Origin of the sequence: Hyphomonas sp. UBA4505 (assembly GCF_002388685.1) — a bacterium.
Classification (GTDB): domain Bacteria; phylum Pseudomonadota; class Alphaproteobacteria; order Caulobacterales; family Hyphomonadaceae; genus Hyphomonas.
This window is the reverse complement of sequence record NZ_DGMZ01000003.1, coordinates 162143-184585: the sequence shown is the minus strand read 5'-3', so window position 1 is coordinate 184585 and position 22443 is coordinate 162143. Positions and strand designations below refer to the sequence as shown.

The following is a 22443-nucleotide window of genomic DNA, read 5'->3' as shown; positions in this document are numbered from 1 at the left end:
CGGGGCCATTTTCGTACAGGCTCTGTCAAATCCGGCGCGCTGATCAGGGGAGGCGATCATGAACGGACCATCCGATACGGCCCTGCCGCTCTGGGCCCAGCATGCCATCTGGATGGCAGGACAGCCGGAAGTGATGATGGTTCTGGCCGGCCTGTTGCTGGCCAGCCTGTTCCTTGTGGCGCGCCGCCGGTTCGTGCGCGACCCGGTATCGGTCCTGTTCCTGGTGCTGGCGGTGACAGGGGCGCTGATGATTGCCGGCCTGGGGCAGGCGATGGATTCCGCGACCCTTTATCACGACACCTATTACATTGCCGTGCGCTACCGGTTTCTCGCCGCCCTTCTGGGCATCACCCTGGCCTTCTGGGCGCTGTATCGCTGGTTCAGGCCGATCACGGGCGTGAGGTACAACCGGATACTGGGCGGGCTCCACTGGATTGCCTGGACAGGCAGCATGGCGCTTCTGATCTGGCCGGGCCTGTCGCTGGAGGCCGGCATGCCACGGCGCTATGTGGACTATGGTGACGTGTTTGACCGGCTCCGGATGCTGCAGATGGCCGGGTATTTTGTCACGCTGATCTCAGTGCTGGCCTTTGCCATATGCTTGGGAGAAGCTATCTACCGCCGCATCACATCGGGCAAGGAGCCCCACGGAGACGCATGACCGAGCCGTCCGCCACTTCTGACATGGCGCCCAAGCGCTACGCCACCGCCGGCGATTATGTGCAGCTGCTGAAGCCGCGCATCATGATGCTGGTTGTGTTCACCGCAATTGCCGGTCTCGTCGCTGCAGTCGGCGTTACCGGCGTTTTGATAAACCCTGTCATGGCCGCGATTGCGACACTGGCCATCGCGCTCGGGTCGGGCGCAGCTGGCGCCATCAATATGTGGTATGATGCTGATATCGACCAGATCATGACGCGCACATCGACACGGCCGATTCCGTCGGGCGCTGTGCCGAAGGAAGAGGCCCTTGCAATGGGTCTTATCATGAGCGGCGTATCGGTGCTGCTCATGTGGCTGGCCTCCAACTGGTTGGCGGCTGCGCTCCTGGCATTCTCGATATTCTATTATGGCGTCATCTACACAATGTGGCTGAAGCGCTCGACGCCTCAGAACATCGTCATTGGTGGTGGTGCAGGCGCGTTTCCGCCTGTTATCGGATGGGCAGCGGTCACGGGCAACACACCGGTCGATGCGTGGATACTGTTCGCGATTATCTTCTTCTGGACGCCGCCGCACTTCTGGGCGCTCAGCCTGTTGGCACATGGTGAGTACGAGAAGGCGGGGGTTCCCATGTTGCCTGTCACGCACGGGGCAAAAGCCACGCGAAACCAGATACTGCTTTATACGATCTTGCTCGTGCCGATCGCATTACTTCCGGTTGCGACCGGTCTTGGCGGGTGGATTTATGGCTTGGTTACGTTGGCTCTGGGGCTCGTCTTCCTGGCTTATGCAGTCCGTGTTTGGCGCTCGAAGGCGGGCGACGCTGGAGCTAGCGCTGCCGACATGAAACTCGCACGCGGCATGTTCTTCTTTTCCATCCTGTACCTGTTCCTCGTCTTTGCGGCGCTGATTGTTGAGCATGCCGCAGGTTTGCACTTCCCTGTAGGAGGGGCCTGATTTGTCTGACGAAAAAGAGAGATATGCCGGTGAATTCACTGACGCCTACACGCCGCAAGAGGCGGAATTGCGGGCGCGCAAAAGCAGGAATCTCTGGTTGGGACTGGCGCTTGCAGGCTTTGTGATTCTCGTAGGCGTTGTCACGTTTATCCGCTTGTCGTCATCTGATTTGAGCCAGAGTGGTTTCTATTATTCTGTCGATGACAAGGGTGAGCGCATCAATGACCTGCCCGAGGGCATGACGCCGGATCAGGCGGCACCACCCCCAAATCTGACGCCGATCGACGAAACGCAGCCGGAAGAGGGCGAGCCATGAAGCTGTCGAACACAAAGGTTGCACTTGTTTCACTGGGCGTTTTCACGGGCATGCTCGGGCTTGGTTTCGCAGCGGACCCACTCTACGACACGTTTTGCAAAGTGACGGGATTTGGCGGCACCACACGTATTGCCACGGCCGCACCGGATAGGATGGTCGAACAGGAAGTGATGGTGCGTTTTGACGCCAATGTCGCCGATACGCCGCTGACCTTCCATCCGCTCCAGACAACTCAGACTTTGAAGCTCGGCCAGCATGGCCTCGCTTTTTACGAGGTTTCCAACCCGACTGATCAGGAAATCCGGGTCATTGCGAGCTATAATGTGACGCCGCACTATGCGGGTCTCTACTTTAACAAGCTTGAGTGTTTCTGCTTTGAGGAACGGGTGGTTGCACCTGGCGAAACAAAGAAACTGCCGATCGTCTATTTCGTCTCTGCTGACATGCTTGAGGACCGGGTAGCTAAATCCCTGGAGACGATCACGCTCAGCTACACGTTTTTTGACAGTTCCAGCTATTCGGGCGAGAAAAAAGCCGCCCAGAAGGGTGCGGCGAATTCAGCCAATGCCGGCTGATGTAGTTGCACATACAGGCCGGAGCGGTCTAAAGAGCGCTCTGATTCATGTGATTTTTTAGAGGGGTCAAAAGGGCCATGGCTCACGACGAAGTCAAACACGATTTCCATCTGGTCAATCCGTCTCCCTGGCCATTGCTGGGGTCATTGGCGGTAATCGTTACCGCACTCGGTGGTGTTACCTATATGAAAGGCCTGTTTGGCCTCGAAGCCGGAACCTGGTGGCTGCTGGCCGTAGGCTTGGCGATGGTCATATGGGTAATGTTCGGCTGGTGGCGCGAAGTCATCAAGGAAGGCGGTATTGGCGATCACACGCCCGTCGTCCAGATTGGCCTGCGTTACGGCATGATCCTGTTCATCGCGTCTGAAGTGATGTTCTTTGTCGGCTGGTTCTGGAGTTTCTTCGAGTTCGCCATCTATGAAAGTGCGCGCGTCGGTGAGACATGGGATTCGGCCAACGCGCTATACGCAGACGGCCTGTCGCGTTTTGCAGACTGGCCGCCAGTTGGCGTCGAGACCTTTGACCCGTTCCATCTGCCGCTGATCAACACGCTGATCCTGCTTCTTTCGGGCACCACAGTCACTTGGGCGCACCACGCGCTGCAGCACAATGATCGCGCCGGTGCCAAGCTTGGCCTCGTCTTCACCGTGCTGCTCGGCATGGTGTTCACAATGCTGCAGGCTTACGAGTACAGCCACGCGGCTTTCACCTTTGACGGCACGCTTTATGGCTCGGCCTTCTTCATGGCGACGGGCTTCCACGGCGCGCACGTCGTGATCGGTACGATCTTCCTTGCAATCTGCCTGATCCGTCTGTTGATGGGCGGCATGAGCGCAGAGAAGCATCTCGGCTTCGAATTTGCGGCTTGGTACTGGCACTTCGTTGACGTGGTCTGGCTGTTCCTGTTCGCCTTCGTCTATGTCGTGCCATTCCTTGTCTATGGCGGATAGACTGGCACCGGCCATCGTAGCGTAATCAACAGGCCCGCCGGCGCACAGCCTGGCGGGCCTTTTTTCAAAACCTTTCGGACACGCCCATGCGCTTTCGCCCCTATCCCGTTTTGACCCTGTTTACGGTGGTATCGCTTGCGATCCTCGTCATGCTGGGGAACTGGCAATATGGTCGGTTCAGCGCGAAGATGGCATTGGATGAAACAGAGCCAAACTGGGTGAGCCTGGACGGTCGGGTCGTGCCGGGTAGTGAAGCCATGGTCTATGCCTATGCCGACGGCGCATCGTCATGGCGACGCGTAGTGGCGATTGATGAAGGCGAACGAGTCATCTTTACGACCATCGAACTTCTCTATCAGGTGGAGCCACCAACGCCATGTCAGGGGCCCGAATGCGGGACCAATCTGAATTTCTCGGCGCGTGGCATCTACAAGACCCCAGGCAGCCGCAATGCCTTCGCGAGCCCCGATGCGCCGGAGGCAGGTGTTTTCTACGCCTACAGTATTGATGATCTCGCAGATCTTTTGCCGGCGGATGTCGCCGAGCGCGTGGTGCCGGAAGCATTCGAGCCCCAGACATTGCGGCTGATTGAAAATGGTCGCGCAATGGCAGGGCCAAATCCGTTTGCGCGATTGCGCATGGATGATGATCTGCCGCCACAGCGGCATTTCGGATACGCGATCACATGGTGGGGGCTCGCCATGGCGCTGTTGGGTGTGTATCTGGCCTTCCATTATCAAAAGGGCCGGTTGCGGTTTCGCAGAAGGAACGGGGAATGAAGTATATTTCCACTCGGGGGCAGTCAGAGCCCGTTGATTTCATCGGTGCATGCCTTGCGGGGCTGGCGCCGGATGGTGGCCTCTACATCCCCGAATCCTATCCTGCCATCGCGCCAGCCAAACCCGGAGAACCCTATTCCCAGGTCGCCGCGCGGGTCATTTCGGCCTTTGCGGGCGATACGCTGACGCAGGAAGAAGTACTGGGCCTGTGCGAACGCGCCTATGCCACCTTTGCTCACCAATCGGTGACACCGCTGACCCAGTCAGGTCCGAGCAGCTGGCTCCTGGAACTGCATCACGGCCCGACCCTCGCCTTCAAGGATGTCGCCATGCAGCTGATTGGTCAGCTGTATGATCTTGTGCTCGGCAAAACAGGACGGCGTATGACGATCATGTGCGCGACCTCTGGAGATACAGGCGGCGCAGCCGCGGCGGCCTTCGCGGGTGCCAAGCATGCCGATCTCGTGATCTTGCACCCATTCGAACGTGTCTCTCCCATCCAGCGTCTGTTCATGACGACAACCGGTGCGGGCAATGTTCTCAACCTCGCCCTTGATACCGACTTTGACGAGTGCCAGACGATTGTGAAATCGCTGTTCGCAGATCGCGATTTTGTTGATCGCGTCAGCCTGTCGGGCGTGAACTCGATCAACTGGGCGCGCATCGCAGCCCAGATGGTGTACTATGCCACTTCGCAAGCTGCCCTTGCAGGCCAGCAAATCCGCTTTGTTGTCCCAAGTGGAAATATGGGTGACGCCCTGGCTGGATACGTAGCGGCGCGTTGCGGACTGTTGCCGGGCGGCTTGGATATTGTTTGCGCGGTGAACGAAAACGACGCGCTTATGCGGTTGTTCAATTCTGGCGTCATGTCCAAACGACCGACTGTGGCGACGCCAAGCCCGGCCATGGATATCTCCATCCCGTCCAATTTTGAGCGGATCCTGTTCGAGCTGTCGGGTCGCGACAGCGATGCGGTGCGCAGCGTCTACGAGCGGTTCAAACAGGCGGGTGAAGCGGAGTTGCCAGAGACCGCAACGGGTCGACTGGGCTGTTCAGGCATTCGTGTGCAAAGTGTCAGCAATGCAGACACGATGGAAGAGATGCGCCAATTCGAATCCGATACAGGCTGGCTGATCTGTCCTCACACCGCCGTCGGTACGCGCGTCGCCCGCCTCGCACCCAATTCGGACGTCGCCACGGTGGTTCTTGCAACGGCATCACCCGCCAAGTTCCCGGAAACGGTACTTGAAGCGACAGGGCGCGAGGCGAAATTGCCAGATTTTGCCACAGGCGTGATGTCCAATGAAGAAGTGTTCGAACGGGTAGAGCCGACCCTCGGTGCTGTGCGCTCGCGCGTGGAACGATTGGCCGACTAGGTCATGGCCGCGCACCGCAAGGACACGGTCATTGTTTCAGCCCGCCTGGTCATCGAGCCTGCGCGCAAGAAGGATTTTGAGGATTGGTCCGGCCTGCGCAAGCGTAGCCGTAAGCACCTGCAACCCTGGGAGCCGACATGGCCAAAGGATGCAAACTCCCGCGCAGATTGGGCGCGTCGGTTGCAAGCCTGGAAGAATGGGTGGAAGTCCGGTCGCGCTTACGTGTTCATGATCCGGCGATTGAAGGACGGAAAGCTTGTCGGTGGAATATCCTTGACCAATGTCCGTGGCTGGCCCGCCAACAGTGCCAGTCTTGGTTACTGGCTTGGACAGGATCATCAGGGGCAGGGACTGATGCAGGAAGGCGTAGGCGCGGTCTGCGACTGGGCGTTCCGGGAATTACATCTTTATCGCGTCGAGGCCGGAATTCTGGCATCAAACCTGCGTTCCCGCAAAGTCTTGGAAACAAACGGCTTTCGGGAAGAAGGACATGCTAAAGAATATCTCGAGATCGCGGGCGTACGCCGCGACCATGTCCTTTTCGCACTCGTCAGGCCCAGTGCTTCGCGATAGGTTGCACGAGATGATGTCAGATCAGTCGACCCAGCCTCAAGGTAGTTGGCACTGGAATGCCGCCAGCAGGCATCTCCTGATTGAGGCGCCAAAGGGTAGCGATCATTCTGATCTGGCCGGACAATGGTCGATCGATGCCATTGAGCAGATGTTCGAGGGGCTTAGCCGAGGGCGACTGGCGCAGGCATTCAGCACGTCAGACGGACCCGTTCGTTGCGATTTGAGACTGTCCAGCGGGGCCGATATTCATCTGGTCGGCGCTTTCATCAGTGAAGAAGACGCGCACGGCATGCTGTTGGCCGGGAACGAGTTTGCGGAGATTGATCCGTCTGACTTGCAGCCCGGTCCCGATCTCTACCCAGTTTTCCAGCCCATTATCTCACTTGGCAGCGGGCATATTGCCGGTTTTGAAGCGCTGGCCCGATGGGATGATGGTGAAGTTCGCAATCCACCGAGCCGGTACGAGGATGAAGCCCTCGCGTCCAACATGTTGATACGCTCTGCCGAGACGCTTTCAAAGTTACGGGAGTCTTCCGGCAGATCCGATCTTTTCATGCACGTGAATCTGACGGCACGGGATTTGTCGCGCAGCACGCTGCCAGCGCTCGTAGAGGCGCTGATGCAAGGATACGACTTGCCAGAGAAGGCAATCCGCATCGAATTGACGGAACAAGCTGCACTCCGCGACGAAAGCCACGCGCTTGCGGCTGTCATGGCCTTGAAGGCCGTGGGGGCGGGATTGGTGCTGGATGATTTTGGGACGGGTCATTCGTCTTTCGCCTGGTTGGCGGATTTTCCAGCTGACAGTCTGAAAGTGGACCACGGGCTCACGCGCCGTCTGGGCCAGCACCGCACCGACACGATACTGGGCACGCTAACCTTGCTGGCGGCGCGACTGGACATGACCACAACGGCGGAAGGCGTTGAACACAAGGACGATGCAGCAAAGCTGCGCAGTCTGGGCTTTGACTACGCTCAAGGCTTTGCTTTTGCGCGTCCGATGGAGGAAGCCGCAGCGATCGCCTTTCTGATCAATTGATCAGGCGTTTCCAGGCAGTATCTGCAATCGACCGCTGTCTATACCCAGATGGCCAAGTGCGGCTTCCCATTTAGCCTCATGGCTTTCGCCGAATACCAGTTCCGTATCGGGTTCGCCAATCAACCATGCATTCTCGGCCAACTCGTATTCTAGCTGACCAGCGCCCCAGCCTGAATAACCCAGCGCGAGAACGGAGCGCTTTGGCGCGTCCCGAGTTCCTATGGCGTGCAGGATGTCGCGGGTTGCCGTCATGCAGAAAGTACCGTCGATCTCGAGCGTAGCACCCTCGCTGATGATGTCATCAGTGTGAAGAACAAAGCCGCGATCACTGCTCACCGGGCCTCCGTCGAGCACCAGATCTTCCGAAACGTCAATTTCCACTGGGACATCAAGCTGTTCAAGTAATTGCGGCAACGTCAGCCCGACCATTGGTTTGTTGAGTACAATTCCCATGGCGAATTCGGGAGAGTGGGCGCAGACCAGAATAATCGAGCGCGCGAAACGCGGATCGCCGATACCGGGAAGGGCGATAAGCAGTTTGCCTGTGAGGTCGGCGTCCATCTGGTGACCCTTTCGAGGATGATGCTGGGCGAATTGTATCGCTTTGGCAAGGTGTGGTGCGCTTGTCGTGGAGGCGTTGGCGTCCTATCTGGGCAACACAGCATCAAGGAGACCAGCTGATGAGCATCAAAGTCGGAGACAAGCTTCCGGAAGCCACATTCATGGAAATGACGGCAGACGGCCCACAGCCTCGCACAACCGAACAAGTGTTTGGCGGCAAGACGATCGCCCTGTTTGCGGTACCTGGCGCGTACACCCCAACCTGTTCCGCACGCCACCTGCCGGGCTTCGTCGACAAGTCCGGAGATTTGAAATCCAAGGGCGTGGACGAAATCGTCTGTACCTCGGTGAATGATGTGTTCGTCATGGGCGCCTGGGGTAAGGATGCCGGTGCAGGAGAGACCGTGCGCATGCTGGCTGACGGTAACGGCGCCTTTGCCAAGGCCCTTGGCCTGGAAATGGATGCAAGCGGTTTTGGTATGGGACAGCGTTCGCAGCGTTATTCCATGATCGTCAAGGATGGCGCGGTTGCCGAACTCAACGTGGAAGACGGCGGCGAGTTCAAGGTTTCCAGCGCGGACTACATGCTGAACCAGCTCTAAATCAGACAAGGTTTCTTAAGTAACTTATGAGAAGAACGGCGCGTCTGGTGGGGCTGGGCGCGCCGTTTTTCGTCAAATATTTATTGAAAAACGGAAAACCTCTCCCACATTAATTCTGAGTAACAGAAGGAGAGGAATACATGGATCCGTTTTTTGCTGTGGTCGTTCTGGTGGCCGTCGTAGGCCTGATTGGCCTGACATCTGCGTTCAAGTTCGTGCCTCAAGGCTACAATTACACGGTGGAGCGGTTTGGACGCTACACTCGCACACTCAATCCGGGCATGTCGATCATCACACCCTTCCTGGAGCGGGTGGGCCGGAAGATGAACATGATGGAAACCGTCCTCGATGTGCCGCAGCAGGAAGTCATCACCAAAGACAACGCAATGGTGTCGTGCGATGCGGTTGTGTTCATCCAGGTGGTTGATGCAGTGGCGGCGGCATATGAGGTCAACAACCTCAACCACGCCATCACGAACCTCTCCCTCACCAATATCCGTACTGTTGTCGGCTCAATGGATCTTGATGAAGTCCTGTCCAACCGGGATGACATCAATGCGCGCCTTCTGACTGTTATCGATGCGGCGACCAATCCGTGGGGCGTGAAGGTCACCCGAATTGAGATTGCCGACCTGAGCCCGCCAGCCGATATTACCGAAGCCATGGCGCGCCAGATGAAGGCCGAGCGCCTGAAGCGGGCGGAAATCCTGACCGCTGAAGGCGATAAGCAGTCGGCTATCCTGAAGGCCGAAGGTCAGAAACAGGCGCAAATCCTCGAAGCCGAGGGACGCCGGGAGGCTGCCTTTCGCGATGCTGAAGCTCGCGAGCGCGAGGCTGAAGCCGAAGCCAAGGCCACAGCGATGGTGTCCGAAGCAATTGCGCGGGGCGACGTCAATGCGGTCAACTACTTCCTTGGTCAGGCTTATGTCGAAGCGTTCGCAAAACTGGCGGAGTCGGATCAGCAGCGGACGGTTATCATCCCGGCTGAATTCTCGAGCCTCATCGGAACACTTGAGGGCATCAAGGGGCTGACCGGCAATAAGGGAGATTAATCCAATGGAACAAGTCTTCTCTGAACTCACATTCTGGCACTGGCTGGCCTTGGGGCTGATCCTTTTCGGGATCGAGATGATGAGCGGGACATTCGACCTGCTCATGGTTTCCATAGCCGCCTGGCTGACGGCCGCTTTCACCTATTTTGCCCCAGATTCATTGTCGGGCTGGCAGGGTCAGATGATCGTATTCGGCATGGCCGCAACCGTGCTGGTCATCCTTGGACGCACGGTGCTGTCCGGGATTCGAAAAACGTCTCCTGAGCATCCGACGCTCAATCGACGCATGGCTTCCCTGGTCGGCCAGCGAGGGCTTGCAATGGGTGACTTCATTTCCGGGACCGGGCAGGTTCGGATAGGTGATACCGTGTGGCGTGCCGAAGCCGTGGAGGGCGAATTGGTACGAACCGGCGACACTGTAGTGGTCGAAGGTGCCAAGATGACGACCGCGATTGTGCGTCGCGTAATGTCATAGTTGATAGCTGAAAACAAAACGGAAAAGGCCAGCTCAATCGAGCTGGCCTTTTTATTCAATTGGGTACTGAAATGATCAGGAAGCGGACGTCGAAATTCCGTATGCCGATGGGCCGGAAGACGCGACAGGCTTGGATTCATTGGCGGCCGCCGCTGCTTTGGGGGAGGTGTCCTTCAGCGGATCATCCGCATGTTTGACCTGACCTTCGAATACGGCGTTCGACTGGATCTGGAGCGACGAATGAACGATGTCGCCTTTGACGTGGGCACCGGTTTCGAGTTCAACCTTACGCGCTCGGATTGAGCCTTTGATGCGGCCTTTGACGCGTACAACTTCGGCTTTCACTTCGCCGGTTATGTGGCCACTGGCACCAATCGTAATGTCTGTCGCGGCGACATCACCATCGACAGTGCCGTCGATTTGGAGGGCGCCTTCAGAAGAGACCGAGCCATTGATCTTCATGTCGGCGCAGATGATGGAAGCTGCACGGGCGGCAGGCTTGGAAGACGCGCCGCGGATCGCATCCTGCGCGGGCGCCGTCTTCATGGGTTCTGGTGGGGTAGGGGTGTCATTTGATTTGCTATTCTTCGTGAACATGACGGCCTGCTTTCAAAAACTTTACTGGATCATATGCTTTACCGTTGAAAAACACCTCAAAGTGAAGGTGATATCCGGTACTTCTTCCGGTCGTGCCCATCTTCCCCACGAGATCGCCCACTTCGACCGTATCGCCCTTTGATACAGTAATCGAGCGGAGGTGACCATAGCGCGACTTGAAGCCGTATCCATGATCCACTTCGACCACGCGTCCATACCCTGACCGTGCGCCTGCGAAGCTGACGGTGCCCGGCCCGGACGCCACGATCGGCGCCCCACCATAGGCAGCGACATCAATTCCGTTATGCCAACGCGGTCTCTTGATGAAAGGATCTACCCGAATGCCATAAGGGCTGGTGTACCGGAAGGGCACGCCAACCGGGGCACCAAGGGGCAGGCTTTCAACAATCTGTTCGTAATACTGCATCTCGGCGACGCGAGCCTGGGTCTCGGTCAGTCGGTTGTAGAAGCTGGCGTCCTGCGCTGACAGCGTCTCGCCGCCAGCCGTCAAGTTTGCCATCGAGACAAGCGGACCGCCCATCTCTGCGCTTTCCATGATGCGGTCGCTGCCAATCGTGGTCAGCTGGATCACGCTGCGCGCGCGTTCAGCGCGCTCAATGGCGAGGTCTTCCGCCTCGTCGAGCATGCGTTCCTGATTGTATTTTAGGTTCTTGACGCTGACGCGATTGCCTCGCGTGTCGAGTGTGGCCGTCATGCGGAAACTGTCACGAGACTGACGGTCGTCGGCTTCTTCGATAGACGCCTGAACCAGCAGGTCCGCGCCATCGCCTGTAAGGGCCGAAACATCGAGCGTTTCATCGCCCTTCAGCTGCTCAAACAAATCCTCGAGCGCTTTCTGGCGGTCTTCCCATTCGGCCGTTTCGCGCTGAAAGGCATCTGTGCGCTCTTCCAGCAGTGAACGCGACAGCGCATCCTTGGCGCGAAGCTCCTGAACCCAGCGCTCATACTTGGCGAGTTCGCGATCATCGGAGCTGCCGGTAAGCGTGCCGGTTGAGCCGCCAAGGGCGAAGGTGCCGGTCAGAAAAATTGTCCATCCAGCAAGCGCCGTGGCGCCGAGGGCGCAAATTGCCTGTTGCCATGGAGAAATGGAAATGTACCGGACGGTACCGCCGCTCCGGTGATATATTTGTCGTTCAGGAAATGCACGATCGAACGTCGCCTTGAGGTTCGCACTCCATTTCGCCATTAACGCCACCCGTCGACTGGAATCACACACCGCCTACTGCAATCACACCTACAGCAAGTTCCCAAACCCGTAGAAATATAAATACCGAAATCACTAAGGGACGGAACCCCTTGCGAGCATAATTCCTGAAAATATTCCCCCATTAGGGTAAATCTCTCGTTAATACTCGTTTTTAGGGGCTTAAACCTTGTCCTGGCTCGTTTTTGTTCCGTCCGGCAGGTGGCTCAACACATCCTCTGCGTGGCCTTTCACCCGGACTTTTTTCCAAGATTTAATGATTGAACCGTCCGGTCCGATCAGAAAGGTCTGTCTGGCGATGCCCATATAGGTCTTTCCATACATGTTTTTCTCGATCCAGGTGCCGTACATCTCCGTGGTTTCGCCCGACTCATCGCTGGCAAGAATCACTTTGAGGTCGTGCTTGGCCGAGAACTTTTCGTGTTTGGAAAGCGGATCGCGCGAAACGCCGACGACTTTGGCATTCCGGTCTGCGAATGCGTCGATCAACGCTGAAAAGTCTTTCGCTTCGTTCGTGCAACCGGGTGTGTCGTCCTTGGGGTAGAAGTAAAGAACCAGATAGCTGCCCGAGAAGTCCTCGAGTTTGATCTGCCCGGTCGTGGAGGGCATTGAGAAATCCGGAGCCTTTTCACCGTCTTGCAGTACTTTCGCCATGTATTCCTCCTATGGTGCGGTCAGCTTGGTGTGCATATATCGCCATAGAACGCAATTTTTAGACGTAGATTTTCGGAGTCCCTGATTTGGTCCGCCAGAGAGCCTCACTTGTAATTCTTGAAATACTCGGCGGACTTATCCTGGTTGTTCTGGTTCTGGCGGGGTTGCTCGTCTTCCGTTTGTCCAGTGGGCCGATCGAATTGGAGATGTTCCGAGACGATATCGAGCAGGGCCTGACCAATTCGCGCAATGGCAGACCGGTAACTGTCGGCGATGTGTTCCTGGAATGGTCGTCGGAAGACAAGCGCGTTCTTGTCACCGGAAATGACATCAAGATGCTGGATAGTGAAGGTAATGTGGCTGCGGAGGCCGAGCGTGCCCGCATCGTGCTGTCCAGCTCCGCGCTCGTAATGGGTGATGTGGAGGTCCTTGGGCTCGACCTGGTCGATGGCTGGATCAATGTTGCTCAAGCTGACGATGGCATTTGGCACATCGCGGGCGATCCACTGCCTGAAATTCCGGTCGGTGAAATGCCACAAAATCCGAGCGAATGGCTGGAACGGATAAACGCCGTACTTCCCCAAATTCTTGTGGTGCTACAAGAAGAGAAGGCTGACATCAGTCTCGAGCGCTTGTCCTACGAGGACTTTGAAATGCGCGTCTTCGCTTCTGACAGATCGCCTCTGTTTACCTTGACGGAGTCGAAAGGGCTGCTCTCCGTCACGGAAGACGGAGTAGATTTGTCCATGTCCGGCAGTGGCGTGGGGGCCGGTTTGCCGGCTGGGTTGGCGCTGGACATTGATACGAGCGATTTGGGCAGCCGTATGCAAGCCTCTCTCGCCGTCGCTCAATGGTCTCTTGCGGACCTTGCTGCGAGGCTGGGTACCGACAGCGAATTCCTGTCCGGTGTGCCAGCAGACATTACCGTTGAGTTTGACACGTCCAGCGCAGCGGGCGTCGAGAAGATTGTGGTGAAGGCCAACCTTGCTGAGGGTAAACTACCGTTCGGTGAGAGCGGCATGAATGTGACGGATCTCGATCTCGAGATGACCTATGCGGCGACGGGCGATGAATTGCTCATCTCAGGGAATTCACTACGATTTGGCCCGTTCGCTGGTTCAGCAGACTTAACACTGCAAAACGCGCTGAAAGGGACCGGACCACGCCCGTTCAAACTGCGAAGCAATGCTGCGACGCTTGATTTCACACCATCCTTTGCAGAGCCACTTGGTTTGCGCGATCTCCGCGCTGATGGAGAAGTGAATTTTCCGGATCGCAGCTTAAAAGACACCCGGATTTCGTTCGTATCCAATGACGCACAGTTCCAGTTCATCACTGATATCGCGATGACCCCAGATCGTGAGAAGAATGAATCTCCGATTATCGGAGCCATCGAGCTGAAAACTGAGGGAACAGTCACGAAGGACACCGTGCTCGCCTTTTGGCCCGTATCGCTGGGCACGGGAGCGCGATCCTTTACGGCCAAACGGATCAGCAATACGGACGTAGACAATTTACGTGCGCAGATGACGCTTCAACGCGATAGTTTCGCGGAAGGTTATCTGAGGGATGAAGACCTGAACCTTACCTTCGATATCAACTCGGCGGACGTTAAGTTTCTCGATGACTTGCCCGCCGCCCGGAATGCCGTCGGCAAGGGGCGCCTGACGGGCAACAGTTTCAGGGTAACTGTTGACCAGGGCGACTATGGTGGTTGGGACATTGACGAGGCCCTGGTCGACTTTCCAGCCTTCAATCCGAAAGGGGAAGATTTCCGCGTATTTGCAAAGGGGCACGGCCCTGCAGCAAACGTTATTACGACGTTGAATGAATCCCGGCTCGATCTAGGCTTTGATGAGGAGCGTTTAAGTGGCGATGCCGAGGCGACATTCGAGTTGTTCCGACCGGCACTCGATAATGTCCCAGACGAAGCGGTTCGCTACACGGCAATCGGTCGGCTGACCAATGGTGGCCTCAAGCGCGCCGCGCTCGGCCTGAATCTGGCAAACGCTACGGCTGACATCAAGGTTGACCAAGATGGTATGACCATTACCGGCTTGGGTGATCTTGGCCCGTCACCTGTCCAGTTCAGTTGGCGCGACGGTTTCAAGGATGGTGAGGCTCCGTCGGCGCTGTCGGCACAAGCGATTATCACGCCGGATGTGTTGAATCGGTTCGGCCTTCCGGGGAGGGCGTACTTGACTGGCGAAGTACCCACAGAAGTTCAGGCGACCGTTGAAGGTGAGGATGTGTCGGTTGCAAACGTTGTAATGGATCTGACCAATGCCCGTCTCGACCTGTCCGAAATCGGCTGGGTGAAGACCGCAGGCAAGGAGGGGAAGGTGACCGTCCTGTATGAGCGCGCCGAAGAGGGCTTCTCCTCCGACGTACTCTTTACCAGCGAAGAAGCTTATCTGGATGGAAAGTTTACACTGGGGGGAGATTCCCGTTTGGTCTCGGCGGATCTGAGGCGGGCCTTTCTCTCAGACACTGCAGACGTGAACGGACAGATTTCGCGAGGTCCGAATGGCAGTTTGCAAGTTGCCTTGACCGGCAGCTATCTTGATCTGTCGGGCGCATTACCAGGCATCGGTGCGCTGGGCGACGCGAGTGAAAGCAATGGTACGCCGCTGAGCGTCAGGGCCGACGTCGACACACTTACCCTTGGCGCTGGCCTTTATGTGCGAAACGCAGACGTCACGTGGCGGTCAACAGTGAACGGAATGCAGAAGCTCTCAGCGACCGGAAACACGGATGACGGGTCAGCCTTCAATATCGATTTGGATGGCTCGTCTCCGGAGGGCACGGCGATCAAAGTTGTCAGCAGCGATGCCGGCTTCATTACCAGCGCATTTCTCGATCTCGACTTCATCGAAGGAGGGAGGCTGGACATAGATGGCACGCTTGCTCGCGATGGAGCGCCGTCTCGGTTCAACATTGTTGTGACGGACGGGCGGTTGCACAATGCCCCGTTCCTGACTCAAATTCTCTCTCTCGCCTCTCTTCGTGGACTTGCAGATACGTTGGGAGGTGACGGCGTTCTGTTCTCGCGGATCGACATTCCATTGACCGTGGCGGGGGATCGTTACGTTGTGACTGGCGGGAAAGCGCAGGGCCCGGCGCTCGGCCTGACCGCCAACGGCTATCTTGGCGCCGACAGCGAGATCAGTGTCGATGGCGTGCTGGTACCAAGTTTCGGCATGAATTCAGCCCTTGGGGGTATTCCGATTATTGGGGACCTTGTGGTGGGCCGGGATGGTGAGGGCATCTTCTCTTTGACCTATAGCATCCGCGGCAGTCTCGAAAAGGCGAACGTGTCGGTCAATCCTCTGTCTGCTCTCGCCCCTGGTGTCATCCGACGGATATTTGAAAACCCGTCGGATACGGATATTCCGGAGGCTAAAGCGCGACCGGAAGATGAGCCTATCCCGTCCGAGCTGCCACCGATCCCCGAAGAGGAATTCTAAATTGCCTTGACCAGCGCATGGCGCTTCTTGCCGGCGGACAGTTTGATTGTCCCGTCTACAAGGTCGTCCGCTGACAGGGATGCATTTTGATCTGATACCGGAGTATCATTCACCTTTGCTGCGCCTTGCTTGATCAAGCGGCGCGCGGCGCCGTTGGATTCTGTGAGACCCGCCGCTGTGAATGCGGCGGCTACGAGCATGCCACCATCAAGATCGGATGTTGCGATTTCAACAGTTGGCAGCGCGTCAGCTTGGCCGCCCGCAGCAAATACTGCGGCTGCTGCAGCTTCCGACTCTTTCGCGGCCGCTTCGCCATGCAACAGCTTCGTGGCCTCATTGGCCAGAACGACCTTCGCCGTATTGATCTCCGCGCCCTCGAGCGCTTCAAGACGGGCAATCTCGTCGAGCGGTAGCTCTGTGAACAGCCGCATGAATCGTCCGACATCGGCGTCTTCTGTGTTGCGCCAAAATTGCCAGTACTCGTAGGGGCTCTTGCGGTCCGCGTTCAGCCAGACTGCACCATCTGCGGTCTTGCCCATCTTTCCGCCGGACGCGGTTGTGATGAGGTGAGCCGTAATTCCGAATGCGTCGCCGCTGGCGGCCTTGTGAACCAGGTCCACGCCACCAACGATATTGCCCCATTGGTCTGATCCGCCAATCTGCATCCGGCAGTCCAGCCGGCGGTAGAGTTCGAGGAAGTCGTAGGATTGCATGAGGAGATAATTGAATTCGAGGAAGGTGTAGGGCTGCTCTGCCGCAAGGCGGCGGGCGACCGTGTCCTGTTTTACCATTGTATTGATGGTGAAGTGCACGCCAACTTCGCGCAACATTTCGAGGTAGCCAAGCTTGCCGAGCCAGTCGTCATTGTTGACCATGATCGCATCGGTCGGCCCGTCGCCGAAGGTCAGGAAGGGCTGGAAGGCCTTCTTGATGCCTTCCATGTTGGCCGCGATCTGCTCGTCGGTCAGCAAGGGGCGCGACTTTTCCTTGTCGGTCGGGTCGCCCACCTTGGTCGTGCCGCCGCCCATCAGCACGATGGGTTTACCGCCGCTCTTCTGGAGGTGGCGAAGCATCATGATCTGTAAGAGCGAGCCGACATGCAGGCTGTCAGCCGTCGCATCAAAGCCGATATAGCCAGTCGGAATCCCCTTGGCGCAATAGGCATCCACCTCTGCCGGATGGGTGACCTGTTTCAGGTAACCGCGCTCTGACAGGGTTTTCAGGAATTCTGACTTGTATTCGCTCATCTTCTCGTGTCTCCGTGAAGCTGCCGCGCGTAACATGGAAAACTGATATCTTGAACTCTGTGAGTGAAAAATCTGAACCGTATTGGGTGGCGGGCTTCATGTCTGGCACGTCGCTGGACGCCGTCGACGCAGCGCTGATCCTGACTGATGGTGAAAAGGTTCTGGAATTCGGAGCGACTGCGGAGCGTAAATACGCACCTGAAGAGCGCGCCGCACTGCAGCGCGCCACCGATGCTGCACGCGCGTGGAATTGGGTTGGCCCTCAGCCGGACGGTGTTTTCAATGCGGCGTGTTTGGTTGTTACCCGCACCCATTTTGAGACATGGGAGCAGTTGCTCGCGACTTGGACGGGGCCTGCGCCCCGTCTTGCGGGTGTCCACGGTCAGACCGTGTTGCATCGCGCACCCAAGGGAAATCAGGCCGGGGCGACCCTTCAACTCATCGACGGCCCCGCTATGCAGGCTGCGCTTGGTGTCGCGCTCGCTTATGACTTTCGGTCTGATGATGTGGCCGCCGGCGGGCAGGGCGCACCCCTTGCACCCGCGTATCATGCCGCACTGCTAGAGCGCCTCGGCGGCGACGCGGCATGCGTTCTCAATCTTGGCGGTGTTGCGAACATTACCGCTCGTATGAGTAATGGCTCCCTCGTCGCGTTTGACACAGGCCCGGCGAACGGACCCATCGATGAATGGATTGAGGGACATGGCCTGGGGACTCATGATGAGGGCGGTCGTTTTGCTGGGGCTGGCCGCGTGCATGACGGCTTACTCGTTCAGCTCCTGGATCATGATTGGTTTGACCAATCACCGCCAAAATCTCTGGACCGATACGACTTCAACGCCAGTATGGTGCGCGGTCTATCCGTCGAGGACGGCGCGGCTACGCTGACCGAGTTTACGGCGCGCGCCGTCGCGATTGGTCTTTCCCAGCTGCCGGAATATCCAGCGCGCCTGATCGTGTGCGGTGGCGGCAGGCACAATCCTGTCCTTATGGCTGCGTTGGCACGCGCGGCTGGGTGCGAAGTGCATTCGGCAGAAGCGGTTGGTTGGCGGGGAGATTCGATCGAGGCGGAGGCATTTGCCTTCCTGGCCGCGCGAACTGCGCGCGGATTGCCGATCAGTTGGCCATCGACCACTGGTGTTCCCGCCCCGACGCGGGGCGGGAAGCTGATTTTCTAGTCTTCCTCGGCTTCGAGGCGGAGCTTTTCTTCTGCGGCGGCAAGGCGCTGTAGCAGGTAATCTTCGCAGAGCCCGATCAGTTCGTCGCGCTTGTCCTGATAGAAGTGGTTCGCACCTTTGACCGTCGTGCGGTCGATCTGTTCGCCCTTCTGAACGCGCACTTTGGTCAGCGCACGCTCAACATCTTCAGGCGATGAGATTGAATCGGAATCGCCGGATACAATCAGGCCGGATGCCGGACATGGTGCCAGGAAGGAAAGGTCATAGTGGTTGGCCGGGGGAGAGATGGCGAGGAAGCCGTCAATCTCCGGGCGGCGCATCAGCAACTGCAACGTGATCCACGCCCCGAAGCTGTAGCCGGCACACCAGACAAAACGCGGGCTCTCTGCGAGGTTTTCGACATAGTCCAGAACGAAGGCGGCATCTTCGAGTTCACCAATGCCCTGATCATACTGACCCTGGCTGCGGCCTACGCCACGCGAATTGTAGCGAAGCACGCCGAACCCATGACGCTCGAACATTTGATACAGCATGATGGAGATAGGATCCTGCATCGTGCCGCCCGCTTTCGGGTGAGGATGGAGGATTAGCGCAATCGGCGCGCCGGGAAGCGGCGGCTCGGTGTAACGGGCTTCGATGCGGCCCTGAGGGCCCGGAATGATGAGTTCTGCCATGTTATACTCGCTGGTCTCGGGGGAAGGGCGCGGTCATAAGCCATTTGAACTGCGAAATGCAAATTTTTCTACACCTGCAAAATCGCCGATAAGTGAGTATATCCAGTCCTATGATATATGCAGATCACAATGCGACCTCGCCTTTGAGGCCTGAAGCGCGCCAGGCGATGCTGGATGTATGGGGCATGGGCGCGACCAATCCGTCGTCCGTCCATACGGCCGGAAGGGCGGCGCGCGGCGTATTGGAGCGGGCCCGCTTGGCCATTGGGGGCGCGATCGGTAGCCGGGCGGAAGACGTCATTCTGACGGGTGGTGGCACCGAAGCGGACAATTTGGCGATTCATGGTGTTGCCGTAGCGCTCGATGGACATTGCACCTTCCTGGTTTCAGCGATTGAGCATGAGGCCGTCACCAAGGCTGCCGCCCATTCTGGGGTGCAAGTGCGGACCGCCTATGTGAGGCCCGACGGGACGTTGGACCTGAACCAGTTGCAAGATCAGCTTTCGGATTGGGATCACGCCAAATTGGGCACACCGGTTCTGTGCCTGATGCTCGCCAATAATGAGACCGGCGTGATCCAGCCAGTGGGAGAAGCTGCTCGTATCGTGCGCGAGGCAGGCGGTCTGACGATTTGCGATGCGGTGCAGGGGCTCGGTAAGAGTTCGGTCAATGTCGGCCTGCTCGGCGTCGACTATCTCAGCCTGTCGGCGCACAAGATTGGCGGCCCGCAGGGCGCAGGCGCGCTGTGGCACCGGGCGGGTGCGCCGCTGAAGGCCGTGACCCATGGCGGCGGGCAGGAGCGTGGATTGCGGTCCGGCACTGAGAATGTTGCTGCGCAAGCGGGCTTTGGCGCGGCGGTGGAGGCTGCCGTGAGAGATCTGCCGAAATATGCTATGCTGTCTTCGTATCGAAACGATATGGAAGCGCGATTGGAACGCGAAGCAGGCGTGACGATTATGGGCAAGACCGCCGAGCGGCTGGCTGGGACATCGAACTTCGCGAAGCCCGGCTTTGCGGCGGAAACACAGGTCATGGCGATGGATCTGGCAGGTGTGTGCATTTCGGCCGGATCTGCATGTTCGTCTGGCAAGGTGAAGCGCTCGCTCGTATTGCTGGCGATGGGCGCATCTGACGCCCTTGCGGAATCGGCAATCCGCACCAGCTTTGGATGGAACAGCACACCGGAGGATTTCACCGGTGTGGCAGATGCCTGGCTCGACGCAGCCCGGCGGACGGTATTGAAGGAAACGGCCTGATGGTCTCACTCAAACGACACGCTCTTCCCTTTGGCATACTGGCTTGCGCAGTAGGCTTGTCCGGCTGCGCGATGATCAAGCCGATCGGAAAATTCACTCTTGGTAGCGCCGCACACCGCGATTGTGCGGAGGCTCGTTCGGTTGACGCGCGCAGCATGTGCCATCGCGGGCTTGAGGAACCGAACCGGCCGTATGATGCGGGCATCGCGCTCCGGGACCCGGGAAGGTAGGATAGGATGGATTGCTGCGGCGGTATGGAAGATCATGATGAGGACTGCACCGAAGTGAAGGTGAAGGACAGCATTGACCAGGGCACGGTCGACGCCGCGAAGGCGCTCGAGTCGGAGAATTACTCTGCGGGGTTTGTCACAGACATCGAAATGGACATGGCGCCAAAAGGCCTGTCCGAAGATACGATCCGTTTCATCTCAGCCAAGAAGGAAGAGCCGGAATGGCTGCTCGAGTGGCGCCTAGCGGCCTATCGGCGCTGGCTGACCATGGAAGAGCCGACCTGGGCGATGGTCAATTATCCGACCATCAATTATCAGGATTACTACTACTACGCCGCCCCCAAATCCGGCGCGAAGTATGAGTCGATTGACGACGTTCCGAAGGAAATTCTCGAAACCTACGAAAAGCTCGGTATCCCGTTGCGCGAAGCTGAAGTTCTGCTCGGTGTCGAAGGCGCGGCAGAAACCGCAGCCACCGCACGCGAAACGCCCCGCGTTGCCGTCGATGCGGTGTTCGATTCTGTCTCTGTTGCCACGACCTTCCGCAAGGAGCTGGAAAAGGCCGGCGTGATCTTCATGTCGATTTCCGAGGCGGTTCACGAATATCCAGATCTTGTGAAGAAGTATCTCGGCACTGTCGTGCCCCAGTCGGATAATTTCTTTGCGACGCTGAACAGCGCCGTCTTTTCTGATGGAACATTTGTCTATGTGCCCAAGGGCGTCCGCTGCCCGATGGAACTGTCGACCTATTTCCGCATGAACGCCGAAAACACCGGCCAGTTCGAGCGAACGCTCATCGTGTGCGATGAGGGTGCCTACGTCTCTTATCTCGAAGGGTGTACCGCGCCGATGCGCGACGAGAACCAGCTTCATGCCGCCGTGGTCGAGCTGGTCGCGCTGGAAGACGCCGAGATCAAGTATTCAACGGTCCAGAACTGGTGGCCGGGTGACGAGAACGGCAAGGGCGGGATCTACAATTTCGTGACCAAGCGCGGCGATTGCCGGGGCGATCGCTCCAAAATCAGCTGGACGCAGGTCGAGACGGGCTCTGCTGTGACCTGGAAGTATCCGAGCTGTATTCTGCGCGGCGATGACAGTGTGGGCGAATTCTACTCCATCGCTGTCACAAATGGCCGTCAGCAGGCCGATACTGGCACCAAAATGATCCATCTCGGCAAGCGCACGCGCAGCCGAATCATCTCCAAGGGCATCTCGGCTGGCAAATCCAACAACACGTATCGCGGCCTCGTCTCGATCAACCGCAAGGCCGACAAGGCGCGCAACTTCACCCAGTGCGACAGTTTGCTGATCGGGGATCGCTGCGGCGCGCATACTGTGCCCTACGTCGAGAACCGCCGGGCTGATGCCCAGCTGGAGCACGAAGCGACGACGACCAAACTGTCTGATGACCAGATGTTCTATGTCCGCCAGCGTGGCATCGGGGAAGAAGAGGCGGTTGCGCTCCTGGTGAACGGTTTTGTCCGCGAAGTGCTGCAGGAATTGCCAATGGAGTTTGCGGTCGAGGCCCAGAGCCTGCTCAAGGTGAGCCTGGAGGGCAGCGTTGGCTGATCCGGACGCATTCGGAGACTGGCTCAATGCCTATGCACGGGCGCAGGAGGGCGGAGATGTCGCGCTTCTCAAGTCCCTGTTGAGTGAAGACGCAAAATTGTTCGAAACGCCGTTCAATGCTCCGGTAACCGGCGTAGAGAAGATCGTTGCTGTGTTTACCGAGAATTGGGCGCGGATCGTGGACGTGTCGTTCAAGGTGGAAAAAATTGCGGATAACTGGGCCCATTGGAAGGCCGGGGGACTGATTGAGGCCCTGGATGAACCGTACCGCACTGACGGTATTCTCAAGGCCGAACTGAACGCCGCAGGTCTATGCACGTCACTGACGCTCTGGACCGAAACCCTTTCGGTCCGCGAATCTGACATGTTGTCCCAGCGTGACGCCTGAAAAACCCGAGGCCAGGTGCGGCAAAACCGAAGAATCGGAC

General features: G+C 57.8%; 23 protein-coding genes. 17 read left to right on the top strand and 6 right to left on the bottom strand.

Going from position 1 to position 22443, the window contains the following annotated elements:
• The first annotated feature begins 58 nt into the window (after window positions 1–58).
• From B3527_RS02545 to B3527_RS02505, 9 genes are all read left to right on the top strand, one after another.
• Complete coding sequence (locus B3527_RS02545; RefSeq protein WP_290479577.1) at window positions 59–661, top strand: hypothetical protein; 603 nt, start codon at window positions 59–61, stop codon at window positions 659–661.
• Window positions 658–1620 carry a heme o synthase gene (locus B3527_RS02540; protein WP_290479576.1) on the top strand — a complete coding sequence of 321 codons (963 nt, stop codon included), beginning with the start codon at window positions 658–660 and terminating at the stop codon, window positions 1618–1620. Before B3527_RS02545 ends, B3527_RS02540 begins: the two co-directional genes overlap by 4 nt.
• 1 nt (window position 1621) lies before the next feature.
• On the top strand, window positions 1622–1936 hold the full coding sequence (locus B3527_RS02535; RefSeq protein ID WP_290479575.1) for a hypothetical protein: 315 nt from the start codon (window positions 1622–1624) through the stop codon (window positions 1934–1936).
• Window positions 1933–2511 carry a cytochrome c oxidase assembly protein gene (locus tag B3527_RS02530; protein ID WP_206990655.1) on the top strand — a complete coding sequence of 193 codons (579 nt, stop codon included), beginning with the start codon at window positions 1933–1935 and terminating at the stop codon, window positions 2509–2511. Before B3527_RS02535 ends, B3527_RS02530 begins: the two co-directional genes overlap by 4 nt.
• Window positions 2512–2588: 77 nt before the next feature.
• The gene (locus B3527_RS02525) at window positions 2589–3461 is read left to right on the top strand and encodes a cytochrome c oxidase subunit 3 (RefSeq protein ID WP_206990654.1); all 873 of its coding nucleotides are present in this window, start codon (window positions 2589–2591) and stop codon (window positions 3459–3461) included.
• 86 nt (window positions 3462–3547) lie between these two features.
• Window positions 3548–4240, top strand: coding sequence for an SURF1 family cytochrome oxidase biogenesis protein (locus B3527_RS02520; protein WP_206990653.1), 693 nt, complete (start codon window positions 3548–3550; stop codon window positions 4238–4240).
• A complete protein-coding gene (gene thrC, locus B3527_RS02515; RefSeq protein ID WP_290479574.1) occupies window positions 4237–5616 on the top strand; it encodes a threonine synthase in 1380 nt (459 codons plus the stop codon). The genes B3527_RS02520 and thrC overlap by 4 nt, the downstream gene beginning before the upstream one ends.
• A gap of 3 nt (window positions 5617–5619) precedes the next feature.
• Window positions 5620–6189, top strand: a complete 570-nt coding sequence (locus B3527_RS02510; RefSeq protein ID WP_290479573.1) for a GNAT family N-acetyltransferase — start codon at window positions 5620–5622, stop codon at window positions 6187–6189.
• 10 nt (window positions 6190–6199) lie between these two features.
• A complete protein-coding gene (locus B3527_RS02505; RefSeq protein WP_206990650.1) occupies window positions 6200–7228 on the top strand; it encodes an EAL domain-containing protein in 1029 nt (342 codons plus the stop codon).
• Here the strand turns inward: B3527_RS02505 and B3527_RS02500 are convergent, their stop codons facing one another.
• Complete coding sequence (locus tag B3527_RS02500; protein ID WP_206990649.1) at window positions 7229–7789, bottom strand: YqgE/AlgH family protein; 561 nt, start codon at window positions 7787–7789, stop codon at window positions 7229–7231.
• Window positions 7790–7908: 119 nt separating this feature from the next.
• Between B3527_RS02500 and B3527_RS02495 the strand changes: the two genes are divergently transcribed.
• The 3 genes from B3527_RS02495 (at window position 7909) to B3527_RS02485 (ending at window position 9918) form a co-directional block, all read left to right on the top strand.
• Window positions 7909–8391, top strand: a complete 483-nt coding sequence (locus B3527_RS02495; RefSeq protein WP_034815591.1) for a peroxiredoxin — start codon at window positions 7909–7911, stop codon at window positions 8389–8391.
• A gap of 140 nt (window positions 8392–8531) precedes the next feature.
• The gene (locus B3527_RS02490) at window positions 8532–9443 is read left to right on the top strand and encodes an SPFH domain-containing protein (protein ID WP_034815589.1); all 912 of its coding nucleotides are present in this window, start codon (window positions 8532–8534) and stop codon (window positions 9441–9443) included.
• Window positions 9444–9447: 4 nt separating this feature from the next.
• The gene (locus tag B3527_RS02485; RefSeq protein ID WP_290479572.1) at window positions 9448–9918 is read left to right on the top strand and encodes an NfeD family protein; all 471 of its coding nucleotides are present in this window, start codon (window positions 9448–9450) and stop codon (window positions 9916–9918) included.
• Window positions 9919–9993: 75 nt separating this feature from the next.
• On the opposite strand, the gene B3527_RS02480 is transcribed toward B3527_RS02485, so the two are convergent.
• The 3 genes from B3527_RS02480 to B3527_RS02470 form a co-directional block, all read right to left on the bottom strand.
• A complete protein-coding gene (locus tag B3527_RS02480; protein ID WP_034815584.1) occupies window positions 9994–10515 on the bottom strand; it encodes a bactofilin family protein in 522 nt (173 codons plus the stop codon).
• Window positions 10499–11722 (bottom strand): peptidoglycan DD-metalloendopeptidase family protein, encoded by a 1224-nt coding sequence (locus tag B3527_RS02475; RefSeq protein WP_034815582.1) that lies wholly within the window; start codon window positions 11720–11722, stop codon window positions 10499–10501. The genes B3527_RS02480 and B3527_RS02475 overlap by 17 nt, the downstream gene beginning before the upstream one ends.
• A gap of 180 nt (window positions 11723–11902) precedes the next feature.
• Entirely contained in the window at window positions 11903–12394 is a 492-nt protein-coding gene (locus B3527_RS02470) for a peroxiredoxin (RefSeq protein WP_290479570.1), read from the bottom strand.
• An 86-nt stretch (window positions 12395–12480) separates the two neighbouring features.
• On the opposite strand from B3527_RS02470, the gene B3527_RS02465 reads away from it, so the two are divergent.
• Window positions 12481–15861 carry a DUF3971 domain-containing protein gene (locus B3527_RS02465; RefSeq protein WP_290479569.1) on the top strand — a complete coding sequence of 1127 codons (3381 nt, stop codon included), beginning with the start codon at window positions 12481–12483 and terminating at the stop codon, window positions 15859–15861.
• Here the strand turns inward: B3527_RS02465 and tyrS are convergent.
• The gene (gene tyrS / locus B3527_RS02460; RefSeq protein ID WP_290479568.1) at window positions 15858–17108 is read right to left on the bottom strand and encodes a tyrosine--tRNA ligase; all 1251 of its coding nucleotides are present in this window, start codon (window positions 17106–17108) and stop codon (window positions 15858–15860) included. The genes B3527_RS02465 and tyrS overlap by 4 nt on opposite strands.
• Before the next feature lie 59 nt (window positions 17109–17167).
• Between tyrS and B3527_RS02455 the strand changes: the two genes are divergently transcribed.
• Entirely contained in the window at window positions 17168–18286 is a 1119-nt protein-coding gene (locus tag B3527_RS02455; protein WP_290479567.1) for an anhydro-N-acetylmuramic acid kinase, read from the top strand.
• Here the strand turns inward: B3527_RS02455 and B3527_RS02450 are convergent.
• Window positions 18283–18960, bottom strand: coding sequence for an alpha/beta hydrolase (locus B3527_RS02450; protein ID WP_034815576.1), 678 nt, complete (start codon window positions 18958–18960; stop codon window positions 18283–18285). The genes B3527_RS02455 and B3527_RS02450 overlap by 4 nt on opposite strands.
• Window positions 18961–19070: 110 nt before the next feature.
• Between B3527_RS02450 and B3527_RS02445 the strand changes: the two genes are divergently transcribed.
• From B3527_RS02445 to B3527_RS02435, 3 genes are all read left to right on the top strand, one after another.
• The gene (locus B3527_RS02445) at window positions 19071–20216 is read left to right on the top strand and encodes a cysteine desulfurase family protein (RefSeq protein WP_290479566.1); all 1146 of its coding nucleotides are present in this window, start codon (window positions 19071–19073) and stop codon (window positions 20214–20216) included.
• Window positions 20217–20470: 254 nt separating this feature from the next.
• Window positions 20471–22015 (top strand): Fe-S cluster assembly protein SufB, encoded by a 1545-nt coding sequence (gene sufB, locus B3527_RS02440; RefSeq protein ID WP_290479565.1) that lies wholly within the window; start codon window positions 20471–20473, stop codon window positions 22013–22015.
• A complete protein-coding gene (locus B3527_RS02435) occupies window positions 22008–22403 on the top strand; it encodes a nuclear transport factor 2 family protein (protein WP_290479564.1) in 396 nt (131 codons plus the stop codon). Before sufB ends, B3527_RS02435 begins: the two co-directional genes overlap by 8 nt.
• Window positions 22404–22443: the final 40 nt, after the last annotated feature.